At 67.5% G+C, this 13,729-nt stretch carries 8 protein-coding genes; 4 read left to right on the plus strand and 4 right to left on the minus strand.

The features are described 5' to 3' along the window. The first annotated feature begins 45 nt into the window (after positions 1 to 45). The 3 genes from JS531_RS05740 to clpB all read left to right on the plus strand — a co-directional run bounded on the left by JS531_RS05740 (position 46) and on the right by clpB (position 5,275). Entirely contained in the window at positions 46 to 1,236 is a 1,191-nt protein-coding gene (locus tag JS531_RS05740) for a hypothetical protein (RefSeq protein ID WP_214313876.1), read from the plus strand. A gap of 122 nt (positions 1,237 to 1,358) precedes the next feature. Next, a complete protein-coding gene (locus JS531_RS05745) occupies positions 1,359 to 2,399 on the plus strand; it encodes a hypothetical protein (protein ID WP_214313878.1) in 1,041 nt (346 codons plus the stop codon). A gap of 185 nt (positions 2,400 to 2,584) precedes the next feature. Next, positions 2,585 to 5,275, plus strand: a complete 2,691-nt coding sequence (clpB, locus tag JS531_RS05750; protein ID WP_214313891.1) for an ATP-dependent chaperone ClpB — start codon at positions 2,585 to 2,587, stop codon at positions 5,273 to 5,275. Positions 5,276 to 5,442: 167 nt separating this feature from the next. Here clpB and JS531_RS05755 read toward each other — a convergent pair whose 3' ends face one another. From JS531_RS05755 to upp, 4 genes are all read right to left on the minus strand, one after another. Then, entirely contained in the window at positions 5,443 to 6,588 is a 1,146-nt protein-coding gene (locus JS531_RS05755; protein ID WP_214313893.1) for a glycerophosphodiester phosphodiesterase family protein, read from the minus strand. Between the two features lie 203 nt (positions 6,589 to 6,791). After that, a complete protein-coding gene (locus JS531_RS05760) occupies positions 6,792 to 7,910 on the minus strand; it encodes a glutamate--tRNA ligase family protein (RefSeq protein WP_214313895.1) in 1,119 nt (372 codons plus the stop codon). Between the two features lie 10 nt (positions 7,911 to 7,920). Beyond that, positions 7,921 to 8,400 (minus strand): 23S rRNA (pseudouridine(1915)-N(3))-methyltransferase RlmH, encoded by a 480-nt coding sequence (gene rlmH / locus JS531_RS05765; protein WP_214313897.1) that lies wholly within the window; start codon positions 8,398 to 8,400, stop codon positions 7,921 to 7,923. A 144-nt stretch (positions 8,401 to 8,544) separates the two neighbouring features. After that, positions 8,545 to 9,186, minus strand: coding sequence for a uracil phosphoribosyltransferase (gene upp, locus JS531_RS05770; protein WP_214313899.1), 642 nt, complete (start codon positions 9,184 to 9,186; stop codon positions 8,545 to 8,547). A 265-nt stretch (positions 9,187 to 9,451) separates the two neighbouring features. On the opposite strand from upp, the gene JS531_RS05775 reads away from it, so the two are divergent. Next, positions 9,452 to 13,342 (plus strand): phosphodiester glycosidase family protein, encoded by a 3,891-nt coding sequence (locus JS531_RS05775; RefSeq protein ID WP_214313901.1) that lies wholly within the window; start codon positions 9,452 to 9,454, stop codon positions 13,340 to 13,342. Positions 13,343 to 13,729: the final 387 nt, after the last annotated feature.

Below are 13,729 nucleotides of genomic sequence, written 5' to 3' on the forward strand. Positions count from 1 at the left end.
ACATCAACGATGAGAGAACAACAGAGAACAACAAAGGAAAGGTGAATGATGCTCAGTCCCGCCGAATGGCCCCATGATATGAACATGATCCAGCGCCGCGCACAGAACGGCAACAAGTACGCCCAATGGCAGATAAGCCGGGCCTTCCATGACGGCGACGGCGTGCCGAAGAACTACGATCTGGCCCTCTTCTGGTGCCGGAAGTCCGCGGAGAACGGGTTCCTGGACGCCATGGAGGATTTGGGTGATCCGAGGATGTACCACACGCTGTCTCCGTCCGAAACCCAACAGTGGTCCGAGAAGGCGATGCAGGCCGAGCTCAATGTCAAGGCGGTCGGCCCCAAAACGGTCGTGGGAGGAACCGGTGAGACCAAGTCGTACGGCACGGATCCGACCCCATACCTGAAGGACATCCGACTGGCCGAGGGGATGGTTGAAAGCGGCGACCCGGAGCAGCTCCTGACCTCCTTGCACATGCTGCAGGAACCTGCGGAGCAAGGTGTGGCTCGCGCGGAATACGCTCTCGGCATGGGATGCCTCCAAGCTATGGGAGCGACCTTTACCGCGGATCAGGTCCGGCGTCTCCGGTCCCTGGATATCAAGACGGGCGTATACGCGGCCTCCCACTGGCTTTCGCTCGCCAGCAAGCATGGTCACGGAACCGCGGCCGTGCTGCTCGGCGACCTGAACGCGCAGGGGACCATGGATCACGGCGAGCCCAACATGCACGTCGCCGCCGCCATGTACGCCCGCGCCCAGGCCAACGGCTACCCGTTGGATGACGAGCAGCAGGCGGTTCTGGACCGTTACGGGAAGAAGGGCGGCGGCGCCTCCGGCGGTTCGTCCGCGCACGGAGGGTCGACGGCGAATCCGAGTGCGAAGCAATCCGTGCCGATGCCGCCGCGGCCCGCCGCGCCCGCGGGTGCGTCGGCCACGCAGCCTTCGAACTGGCAGCCCGGCCAGCGGTGGGTACCCGGCCAGACGCCGCAGCCGGGTCAGGCCGCTCCAAGCTCTTCGCAGGGGAATGCTCCGGCGAAACAGAGTGGCCTGGGACGGGTGCTGACGGTGCTCGGCATCGTGCTGGCGGTGCTGTGGGTGGTCCTGCTGCTGTTCGGCGGTGCGAAGCTGTGGATGCTGGTCCTCGCCGTCGTCCTCATCGTGGCCGGCAAGGTGGTTTCCAGCAAGGGCAACGGAGGCAATGGGAACAACGGGAGCGACGGCCGGCAATCGCAATGACGGCGGTGGCGGTCCAACCGCCATGCCGTTGCCATAGGATGAGCGCAGCGGAGCCGAGACGAGAGACTCGGTGAGAGCGACAAGAGAGAAGAGAGAGAAAGAGAAAGAAGGACGTCTTCATCATGAGTGGTGCAACGCCGAACATCACGAAGCCCGCGGGCGCGCCGGGACCGTCGTTCGTATGGCCGCAGCCCGCGCCGCCGGCGATGACCGGATTCGAGTCCATGCTGGCGAGGACGCAGGGCGGTGTGATCTACACGCTGGTATGCATGGTCAATTCCGTGTTCACCCTGATCGCGTTCCTGCTCATCGCGGTGCTGGGATTGGATGCGGCGGTTCCGGATGATGGTACCTCGCCCATCTGGGATCCCATCCATGCGTACATGATGTGGGCCGCGGGACTGCCGCTGGCGGTGACCGGCAACCCCAAGCCGGCCGTGTTGGACGATCTGAATCCGCTGTTCGAACAACCGCTGGGAATGGCGCTGTTCATGGTGATGCTCTGGGTGCCGTTCGCCGTGCTCGCGTTCGTCCTCGCCCTGCTTGCCGGCAGGAGCGCCCAAGGCGGCTCGTTGCGGCCGTCGCTGCTTGGCCGGTTCGCCGTGTTCGTCAACCTGCCCGGACGCCTGTGGACGTGGCTGATCCGTCTGGTGTTCGGTTGGATATTCAGGAACAAGGCGAAGATCCTGCTGGGCGGCGCGATGTCCGGTGTGGTCATGGCCGCCAGCAACGCCACCGAGGATCCGGGACGTCGCTGGGGGAACCAGTACGGCGGCGGATACGTGAGGAGCCCTGCCCCCGGACCGCTGGCGTTCCTGCTGTCGCTGATGAACCTGCTGTTCCTGTTTCTCCTGACGATGATCGTCTGGGGCGTGACGTCGATGCCGTACCTGTTCCCGATCATCGGCATGATGATCCGGGTAACGAGCATGCCGGCCGATTTCGGCACGTTCGTATGGAGCACGGTCGTGGCGCTGCTGGGCATGACCATCGGCATCTGGTTCCCGGCGGCCTGCGACTTCTACCGTCGTCACGCCATCCACCTGTCCGTCCGCGAACGGTTCGACTGGTTCCCTCTGGTGCCGAGCGAACGGGCCATGAGGCGTGAGGCCGTATACGAGCGGCGGGCCGCGCAGGCGTTGGGCGGCGGGAATCGGCAATAGTCGCGGCTCCAAGCCGCTTGAATTGCAAACTTGAGTCACGAACGCTCAAGTTTTGGGAATAGAATGTCCTCCAGGTCGGTTGGACATGTCAGAACATGACATGAACGCCCGGCAAGGGGCACGGCTTCGGACCATCCGGTCCGGGCAGCACCCCGCCGGGCCCAAGAGACTTGGAGGACAGACTTATGGAACAGAAGTTCACGACCATGGCCCAGGAGGCCATCGGCGACGCCATCCAGAGCGCTTCCGCCGCGGGCAACGCGCAGATCGACACCCTGCACCTGATGGACGCGCTGCTGCGTCAGGAGCAGGGCGTCGTGCGCGGCCTCATCCAGGCCGCCGGCGGCGACCCGCAGGCCATCGGCGCGGCCGTGAGGAACGCGCTCGTCGCATTGCCCAGCGCAAGCGGCTCCACCACGTCGCAGCCGCAGGCAAGCCGCCAGCTGACCGCCGCGCTCGCGCAGGCCGAGAAGGAGATGCAGGCAATGGGGGACGAGTACGTCTCCACCGAACACCTGCTCATCGGCATCGCCGCAAGCACGCCGAACCAGTCGGCCGACATCCTCAAGCAGTACGGCGTCACGCCGGACGCCCTGCGCAAGGCCGTGCCGTCCGTGCGCGGCGGCGCCAAGGTGACCAGCCCGGACGCGGAAGGCAGCTACAAGGCGCTGGAGAAGTACTCCACCGACCTCACCGCCGCCGCGAAGGAAGGCAAGCTCGACCCGGTCATCGGACGCGACCAGGAGATCCGCCGCGTCATCCAGATCCTGTCGCGTCGTACGAAGAACAACCCGGTGCTCATCGGCGAGCCAGGCGTCGGCAAGACCGCCGTCGTCGAAGGACTCGCCCAGCGCATCGTCGCCGGCGACGTGCCCACCACACTGCAGGGCAAGAAGCTCATCTCGCTCGACCTGGGCTCCATGGTGGCCGGATCGAAGTACCGTGGCGAGTTCGAGGAACGCCTCAAGAGCGTCCTCAACGAGATCAAGAACGCGAACGGCCAGATCATCACGTTCATCGACGAGATCCACACCATCGTGGGCGCCGGCGCGGCCGAAGGCTCGATGGACGCCGGCAACATGCTCAAGCCGATGCTCGCCCGCGGCGAACTGCGCCTCATCGGCGCCACCACGCTCGACGAGTACCGCGAGAACATAGAGAAGGACCCGGCGCTCGAGCGTCGTTTCCAGCAGGTGTTCGTCGGCGAACCCTCCGTGGAGGACACCATCGCCATCCTGCGCGGCCTCAAGCAGCGCTACGAGGCGCACCACAAGGTGACGATCGGCGACGACGCGCTCGTCGCGGCCGCCACCCTGTCCAACCGGTACATCTCCGGACGCCAGCTGCCCGACAAGGCCATCGACCTGGTCGACGAGGCCGCCGCACACCTGCGCATGGAACTTGACTCCTCCCCGGAGGAGATCGACGAGCTCCAGCGCAAGGTGACCCGCTACGAGATGGAGGAGATGCAGCTCAAGAAGGCCGAGGACCCGGCCTCCAAGGAGCGCCTCGAGAAGCTGCAGGCCGAAATGGCCGACGCCCGCGAGAAGCTCGCGGGGCTCAAGGCCCGTTGGGACGCGGAGAAGGCCGGCCACAACAAGGTGGGCGACCTGCGAGCCAAGCTTGACGACCTGCGCGTGCAGGCGGACAAGTTCACGCGCGAGGGCAACCTGGCCGAGGCGAGCCGCATCCTGTACGGCGAGATCCCGGCCATCCAGAAGGAGCTCGCCGCCGCCGAGAAGGCCGATGCCGAGTCCCACGAAGGCGGGGAGGACGGCGCGAACAAGCCCGAGCCGATGGTCCCGGACCACGTCGACGCGGACTCCGTCGCCGGCATCGTGTCCGAATGGACCGGCATCCCCGTCGGCCGACTGATGCAGGGCGAGAACGAGAAGCTCCTCCACATGGAGGACTACCTCGGCAAGCGCGTCATCGGCCAGAAGGAAGCCATCCAGGCCGTGTCCGACGCCGTGCGCCGCTCGCGCGCCGGCATCAGCGACCCGAACCGTCCGACCGGCTCGTTCCTGTTCCTCGGCCCCACCGGCGTGGGCAAGACCGAGCTTGCGAAGGCGTTGGCGGACTTCCTGTTCGACGACGAGAAGGCCATGGTGCGCATCGACATGTCCGAGTACATGGAGAAGGCGAGCGTGAGCCGTCTGATCGGCGCCGCGCCGGGCTACGTCGGCTACGAGCAGGGCGGCCAGCTCACCGAGGCCGTGCGCCGTCGCCCGTACTCCGTCGTGCTGTTCGACGAGGTCGAGAAGGCCAACCCGGAGATCTTCGACGTGCTGCTGCAGGTGCTCGACGACGGCCGTCTGACCGATGGCCAAGGCAGGACCGTGGACTTCAAGAACACGATCCTCATCATGACCTCCAACCTCGGCTCCCAGTTCCTCGTCAACGAGGGGCTCGACGCCGACGCCAAGAAGAAGGCCGTGATGGACGCCGTCCACATGAACTTCAAGCCGGAGTTCCTGAACCGTCTCGACGACATCGTGATGTTCCACCCGCTCACGCGCGAGGAGCTCGGCGGTATCGTCGACATCCAGGTGAAGAGCGTGGCCCAGCGCCTCACCGACCGCCGCATCACGCTCGACGTGACCACCGCGGCCCGCGAATGGCTCGCCAACATGGGCTACGACCCGGCCTACGGCGCGCGTCCGCTGCGCCGCCTCGTCCAGACTGAGGTGGGCGACCAGCTGGCCCGCATGCTGCTCGCCGGCAAGGTCCACGACGGCGACACAGTGCTCGTCGACCAGACCGGTGGCGAGCACCTCGAACTCACCGCGATGCCGGAGGACCCGCTCGGCCACGGTTCGGCCCCGGACGATCCGGACGTGCAGGTGAGCGTCGAGGACGACAAGCCGTCCAAGTGACGCGTGACTGCGCGTGACTGAATGAACAATGGCCGGCTCCCTCAAACAGGGAGCCGGCCATCTGCGTTATTCGGCTTCAGTGCTCCGCCGGAACGAAGTGCAGGCGGGCACGTGTGCGGGTTCAAGGCGTAGACGGCGATGGGCGTACGTGTGGTACGTCGAGCCGTCTACAACGCGGAAGACGCTCCGTGCTCCGCCGGAACGAACGCCTCGAAGATGTGATGGTCGAACCACTGATCGCAGTCCGCCAGCTCGGCGCTGGAACGCACCGTCCACGACACCGTCGTCGCACCCATCGCACGCGCCAGACGCACCTGCGGCGACGCGCCGCCGGTCCAGTCGTACGCCACGAAATCAGGACGGGACAACCAGTCGAACGCCAGCAGACCGGCCGCCCATTCCAGCGGATTGCCGGCTTTGAACGGCGCGGGCCAGCTCAACTGGCCGCGGCACACCTCCGGATGATGCGTCTTGTACCAGTTCACCGCGCCCGGATGGAACGATTCGATGACGTACGGGCCGCTGTAGGCGTCGAGCAGCGCGTGGCCCTTCTCCATGAGCTCCTCCTCGCGGGCACCCCACGCGCTGTTGTCGCTGAACTTGTACTCCACGATGAGCGGCGCGCGGCCGGCCACCACCTTGAGCACGTCGGAGAACAGAGGCACATGCTGGTAGTAGCCTTCAGGCGCGCTCGACGGCGTCACCACGAGCGGCGGCTTCTCGTCCGCGCCCGGCAGCGGATGCGCCTTGAGGTCGCCCGGCTTGGAGCCGTGGCCGTCGGCGCGGACGGCAGGGAACAGGGGGATGCGCGTGAGCTCGTCGTAGGTGAGGTCCTTGACGAGCCGCGGGTCGCCGGCCACGCGCAGGAGGTCCGCGTCGTGCACGACGACGACCTGGCCGTCGAGCGTGAGCTGCAGGTCCAGTTCGATGCCATATCCGGCTTCGCAGGCGGCGGCGAACGCGGCCAGCGAGTTCTCCGGCGCGATGGGGCCGGTCTCGTCCGGCGTGCCGTATCCGGCCTTCATGGCCATGCGTCGCGCCAGCGCCACGTAGTCCGCGTTCTCCGCGATGGACGCCTCGGTGGTGTCCGCGGCGGCGCTCAGCGGGTTGTCGCCCGTGTAGTCCGGGATATCGGCCACGCCCACCAGGCCGGAACCGGCGTCGTGCAGGCCGCGGTGCGCGTACCAGACGTCCGGGATGACCGGCACGAAGTTGCGGCGTTTGTCGTTGAACGAGCGCGGGGCCATGGCCCATGCGGCCGCGCCGGCCAGCGCCGCGCCGCCGATGATGGCGTTCCTCAAAGCTTTCGACATGGCAATCCCTCCCATAAGCCAAGTGTTGCCGATGATGCCTCCAGCCTACACCGCGCGTGTTCGCCGGCCGGGTTCGTGGCCTTCATGCGAAGCGGTTGGGTTGGGTTGTTCCGACTTGTTTCGCCGGGATGGCGTCTGGCGAAGCGGTTGGGTTGACCCGTACCGACTTGCTTCGCGGAGAGGGGTTTCCGCGAAGCAGACGGTCACGCCGATGCCGGCTCGTTTCGCAATGCACCGGCCAACCACGCGGGCATGTGCGGATCGTCCGGGTCGAGCCGACGGTCCGTGTGATCCGCCCGCAGCGGCTCCCATCCATCCGCGCGGAACGTGTCGAGCAGGTCGTGCGCCGTGCATGGTTCGGGCCGGTCGACGAGCCGCAGCAGCCACGCGCATACGCCCGTCACCTGTTCGGCGGTGACGCCGCATCGGCGCAGCGCACCCATGTCCAGCGACCGTTCGCGTTTGGCGAGGCGACGTCCGGCAGCGTTGTCGATGAGCGGGATATGCGTGTACACGGGATGGGCGGGCGACGCGATGCAGTCGGAATCGGACAGGCTCCCGGCAGACGACGCTGCCGCGGGGAATCCTCCCGCGATGAGCCGTCCGCGGATGAACGACTGCAGTGCGGCGGAACGCAGCAGGTCCCGTCCGCGCACCACGGAGTCGACGCCCATCGCGAGATCGTCCACGGTGACGACGAACTGGTAGCCGAACAGGCCGTCGGACCGTCGGATCACCGAATCGCCGATGTCGTGCGCGAGGTCGAACGTCTGCGGCCCGTATACGCGGTCGTCGACCGTGACGGCACCGTCGGTCCCGCCATCCGCACCGGTTCCGACGCAGGCCGCGCCGCCGCACGGCATCGCGATGCGCAGCGAATGACGGTCGCCGCGCGCCAGACGCGCGGCGACCTCGTCAGGATGGTCGCGCATGAGCCGGCGGCAGGTGCCGGGGTAGATCTGGAAGCCGTCGCCCTCCTGCGGGGCGGACGCGGCGCGGATGTCCGCGCGCGAGCAGAAGCACGGGTAGACGAGCGGGTCGCCGTCGACGGTCTGCGGTTCCAACAGCCGCAGCGCCTGTTCGTACAGGTCGAGTCGCCGCGACTGGTAGACCGGCTCGCCGTCCCAGTCGAGTCCGAGCCAGGCGAGGTCGTCCATGATCCACCGGTCGGCGTCGGGCAGCACGCGCGGGGTGTCGATGTCCTCGATGCGCAGCAGCATGCGTCCGCCGTGCGCCCTGGAGTCCAGCCACGCGGCCAGCATCGCCGTCATGTTGCCGATGTGCATGCGCCCGGAAGGGGTCGGCGCGAATCGTCCCGTCATGCCGTCCGTCCTACTTGTGGTACGGTTCGCCGGCGTTGATCTTGTACGCCCGGTAGACCTGTTCGAGCAGGATGACGCGCATGAGCTGGTGAGGGAACGTCATCTTCGAGAAGCTCAACTTGAAATCGGCGCGGCGCAGGATCGCGTCGTCCAGTCCGATGGATCCGCCGATGACCAGTTGGATGTGGCTTACGCCGTGCAGCGTCCAGTCCGCCATCTTCGCGGCCAGTTCCTCGCTGGACAGTTGTCTGCCGTCGATGGCGAGGGCGATGACGAACGCGTTGTCCTTGAGATGTTTGGCGATGCGTTCGCCCTCCTTCGCCTTGATCTGGCGTTCGACGCCTTCGGAGGCGTGTTCGGGCGTCTTCTCGTCGGCCACTTCGATGATGTTGAGCCGGCAGTAGCGTGAGAGGCGTTTCGAGTATTCGTCGATGGCGTCGCGCAGGTAGCGTTCCTTCACGCGTCCGGGCGCGATGATGTCGATCTGCATGTGGTTCCGTCCGTCCTTGATGGTGTCCGATGGTCCGTCCGATAGGGAAGCCGATATGAAAAACGTACGCCAAGCGCGTCTTGGCGTACGTTTTCCGATGGGTTCGGGACGTCGTCCGACGTCCCGTATGCCTCGCCTACGGCGTCAGTCGATGACGCCGTACAGGCGGTCGCCGGCGTCGCCCAGACCCGGCACGATGTAGCACTTGTCGTTGAGCTTCTCGTCGACGGCGCACACCACGACCTTGAAGTCGATGGACGGATCGATGTGCTCCTCGACGTACTTGATGCCTTCCGGCGCGGCGATGATGTTGATCGCCGTGACGTCCTTGGCGCCGCGTTCGGCCAGGTAGTGGGTGGCGGCGACGAGCGTGCCGCCGGTGGCGAGCATCGGGTCGATGAGGAAGCACTGGCGTCCGGACAGGTCGTCCGGGAGACGGTTCGCGTACGTGATCTGCTGGGTGGGGTGCTCCTCGTCGCGCTTCATGCCGAGGAATCCGACTTCGGCGGTGGGCAGCAGGCGGGTCATGCCGTCGAGCATGCCGAGGCCGGCGCGCAGCACGGGCACGATGATCGGGCGCGGCTCGGCCAGCTTCTTGCCGGTCATCGGGGCCACCGGGGTCTCGATCGGCGTGGCCACGACGGACAGGTCGCGCGTGGCCTCGTACGCCTCGAGCATGACGAGTTCGGAGACGAGCTCGCGGAAGGTGGAGGACGGGGTCTTCTTGTCGCGGAGCACGGTCAGCTTGTGCTCGACGAGCGGATGATTCAAAACGTGAAGTTCCATGGTTCCCAAGAGTACCCGGTGCGCCCGCCGGAACCGCCATGGAACGGGAGGATGCGCGTGCATCCGGTTGCGCAACGGTCATCCGGAGTTCAACTGGCGATGGGCGGTTCGTCATCCGCCGTTCGGTTTCGGCCGGCACCCTGAAGACGGCATCGTGCATCCGACGCGCCTTCGCGCGTGTCCCTCCGTCCCGGATCGGAACGGCGGAACACATGCGGCCGGAACGTGTGGGACCTGCATGAGGAACACGGAGAAGGGACCGCACATGCGTTCACGCACACCAGCCAGTCGAACCGAACGAACCGAACAGACCGGGCGAACCGAACAGGCCGCACGCATCGCACAAGACACACAAGACACGCGCACCGCGCCACAACCGGCACCGCACCGCAGCGGCGTCGTCGCACGCCTGACGGCATGCCTCGCCGCACTGGCCGCGGCCGGCATCCTTGCCGTCGCACCCGCCGGCGCCGCAACCGCCGCGACGGCCGCCGCCACGCCGGAAACCCCTGCGGCCAACGGCTCTGCACTTGACTTCAGCACGGGAAACAGCGTCCTCAAAACGCGCGACACCGCGCAGGTCGCCCCCGGACTCGACGTCACCTCCTTCAGCACGTTCAACGGCGACGCGAACCGCTGGGTGACCGGCAACGTGCTGGTGGCGGACACCACCGAACCCACGCTGTCCATGGACCTCGTCGACACCGGCTCGGTCGCCGGCGTCGCACCCGTCTCCCAACAGATCGCGAACGACCCGAAGGTCGTGGCCGCCGTCAACTCCGACTTCTTCGACATGAACGCCTCCAACGCGCCCGTCAACACGAATGCGTCCGCCGCCTCCGGCATCCGCTCCATCTCACCCGGCGCGCAGAACGCCGTGACCGTCGACGCGAACGGCAAAGCCGCCATCCAACAGCTCACCGGCGCCTCCACCGTCACGTTCGGCGCCGACGGCGCGCAAGGCAAGCCGCAGCCGATCGCCAGCGTCAACTCGCCGTCCCTTGAGGCCGACGGCCTCGCCTACTACACGCGCGCCTGGGGCACGTGGCCGCTGAAGAACGTGTTCACCGCAGCCAACGCCGCCAACGTGCACGCCGCATGGATCAAGGACGGCAAGGTCGAACGCGTCGGCGCCATCGACGACCTCGCCGCGGACACCGCGCTCGCCGACGGCGAGGCGATCCTCGTCGGCACCGGAACGCAGGGCGACGCCGTCGCCGCGCTCACGCCGGCCGAACCCGTGCAGGTCACCGTCGGACTCGACAAGAACGTCAAGGTCGCCGCGGGCGGCGGCGCCGAACTCATGAACGCGGGCGCCATCACCGTGCAGCAGGACAACGACTACAAGCACGCGCGCATGGCCGCCGGCATCAGCAAGGACGGCACCCGCCTGTACCTGCTCGAAGTGGACGGCAACCAGGCGGACAGCGCCGGCATGACCCTGTACGAGATGGCACGGCAGCTGCAGGCGTTCGGCGCCTGGAACGCCGTCAACCTCGACGGCGGCGGCTCCGCCACGATGATCGCCCGCAAGGCCGGCACCACCGCACCGCGGATCGTGAACCGCCCCTCCGACGGCAACGAACGCTCCGTTGCCAACGCGCTCGTGTTCCGCAGCTCCGCCAGCGCCACCGCGCTCGCCGACGCGCAGGTCAAGCCCGCCGCCGCGAAGGCCGGGACGCGCGTGTTCGCAGGCCTGACCCGCACGTTCGCCGGCTCCGGCGTCGCGTCCAACGGCGTGCGTCTCGACTCCGACGGCACGTTCGCCGCACGCGGCGACGTCACGCTCGAACAGCCGTCCGACGCCGCCGCCGGTTCGACGGCCGTCGTGCGCGGCGCCAGGCACGGCGCCGGCACCGTCTCGTTCACCACGCAGGGCGCCACCGCCACCAGCGACGTGACCGTGCTCGGCAGGCTCGACCACGCCGTCGCGTCCGACTCCACCGTGTCGCTGCAGCAGAAGACCGACACCGCCTCCACCACCATCACCGGCTACGACGCCGACGGCTACGACGCGCTCGTCGAACCGCGCGACATCACCGTCTCCGGCGGCGACGGCGTCGTCAAGGCCGAACCGCAATCGGACGGCACGTTCCTGCTCACCCCGCTGGTCGACTCCGGCGCGGCCACTCTCACCTACACCATCGCCAAAGCCGGCGCGGACGGCGCCGACGTCACCGTGCAGCAGGCCGTCACCGTGGGCCTGAAGAGCGTGCCCGTGCTCGACTTCGTCGACGCGCCCCAATGGAAGGCCGACCAGGCGCGCGCCACCGGCTCGCTCGAGCCGGCCGACGGCCACGCCGCCGGACTCAAGGGCCTGCGCCTGCAATACGACTTCACGCAAAGCACCGCCACCCGCGGCTACTACGCGGTCCTGCCCGCGGACAAGGTGCTCGACGGCCAGCCGCAGATGCTGATCCTGTGGATCAAGGGCGACGGCTCCGGCGCCTGGCCGCGCATCCAGGTGGTCACCGGCGACGGCGTCACCACGAACCTCAACGGCCCGAACATCGACTGGACCGGCTGGAAGCAGGTCTCGTTCCCCGTGCCCGCCGGCACCGCCTACCCGCTGACCCTCCAGCGCATCCGCATCATGGAGATCCGCTCCACTGCCTCCTACCACGGCGACATCACCCTCTCCGACCTCGAGGAGGTCGTCGCCCCGGACGCGCAGGAGCCGGCGACCACGCCGGTGCATGATCCGGTCATCGCCACCGGCACGTCCGACGTCACCTCCCGCCCGCTCAAGGTGGCGGTCATGAGCGACGCACAGTTCGTGGCCCGCGATCCGGACGGCGCCAACGTGGCGCACGCCCGCGAGACGATCCGCCAGATCGCCGCCGCGAAACCGGACCTCATGGTCATCGACGGCGACTTCGTCGACGAAGGCAGCGAGGCGGACCTCGCGTTCGCCAAGCAGATCCTCGACGAGGAGGTCCCCAAGGACCTGCCGTACCTGTACGTGCCCGGCAACCACGAACAGATGGGCGACCGGAGCATCGCCACCTTCGAGAAGGTGATCGGCGCCGCCAGCAGCCACACCGACGTCAAGGCCAAAGGCTCCGGCAAGGTCACCAAGGTCATCACGCTCGACTCGTCCTCCGGCACGTTGCACGGCCAGGGCGTCGACCAGCTGAAGATGCTCGAGGAGCAGCTCGCCGCGGCGAAGAAGGACGCCGCCGTCACCGGCGTGCTCGTGTTCACGCACATGCCGATCGACGACTACCTGCCGTCCAAGAACAGCCAGTTGGGCGACCGCACCGAAGCCGCCCGGTTCGCCAAGGAGCTCTCCGACTTCCGCGCCGACAGCGGCAAGTCGATCGCCATCGTCAACGGTCACGTGGGCGGATTCAACGCCACCGCGTTCAACGGCGTCAGCCAGATCACCAACGGCAACAGCGGCAAAGGTCCGGCGAGCACGCCGGACAACGGCGGCTTCATCGGCTGGACGATGCTCGGCGTCAACCCGTCCTCCGGCGAGGTGGGTTCCGTCGCCACGGCGTCGCCGTTGGCCCGTCTCGGCTGGATGCGCGCCGAGACGCGTCCGCAGATCGACGCCGGTTCGCTCACGGTGCTCGGCTCCGACGGCAAGCCGGTCGCCGAGGGGATCTCGCTGCAGGAAGGGTCGTCCGTCGACCTGTCCGCCACGTTCACGCAGGAGAACGGCACCCGCACGGTGCCGGTGCAATGGCCGGTCAGCTACGTGTGGTCAGGCAAGGGCGTGACCGTCGACGACGGCATCGGCAAGGGCGTGGACCAGGCGAACGGCTCCACTGCGGTCGTCGTGGACGCGCGGACCGGCCGGCTCACCGCCGTCAAGGCGGGCGACGTCACGCTGAAGCTCACCGTCAACGGGGAGACCAGGACGATCACGCTGCACGTGGGCGCCAAGCCGCAGCCGTCGCAGCCGGGTCAGCCGGGTGGTTCCGGTCAGCCGGGTCAGGGCGGTCAGGGCGGTGGCGCCGACGCCGGGAAGGGCGGCGCTGGGAAGGGCGGCGCTGGGAAGGGCGGCGCGTCCGCTTCCGGCAGGAAGCCCGCCAAGGGCGGTCTGGCCTCGACTGGCGCCGACGTGGCGGTCATCGCGTGGACGGCCCTGCTGTTGGCCGGTGCCGGCGCGGGCGTGACGCTGGTGCTCAGGCGTCGCGGTGCGCGGTGACGTGCTGTTGATGGGATCGGCCGGTGGCAGTGGATGCCGCCGGCCGATTGCCGTGTTGGGGTTCGTCATGATGGTGTCTGGCTGTTTCGCCGGGTGGCTTGTTGGCGATGTGGTTTGTTGGCTGGTTTCCGTGTCGTGTTTTTGGTGTTTTCGACACGCCGGTGGTTTGTTGTGTTTCCGGGGGTTTGTGGGGTGTTGTGGTGGGGTGGGGTTGCGTTGGTTGGGGTTTGCGTGTAAGTTGTTCTTTCGCTGCCGCCGAGCGGTTCCGGCCGGGGTTCTTCCGGTTCGGGGTTGGTTTTGGTGTGTGTGGTGGTTTGAGAACTCAAGAGTGTGTTTGTACTACTTCTTTATAGTCAATGATTGCCAGTCCGTCGTCCGCCTGGCCGC

Source organism: Bifidobacterium sp. CP2 (assembly GCF_018555635.1).
GTDB classification, from domain to species: domain Bacteria; phylum Actinomycetota; class Actinomycetes; order Actinomycetales; family Bifidobacteriaceae; genus Bifidobacterium; species Bifidobacterium saguinibicoloris.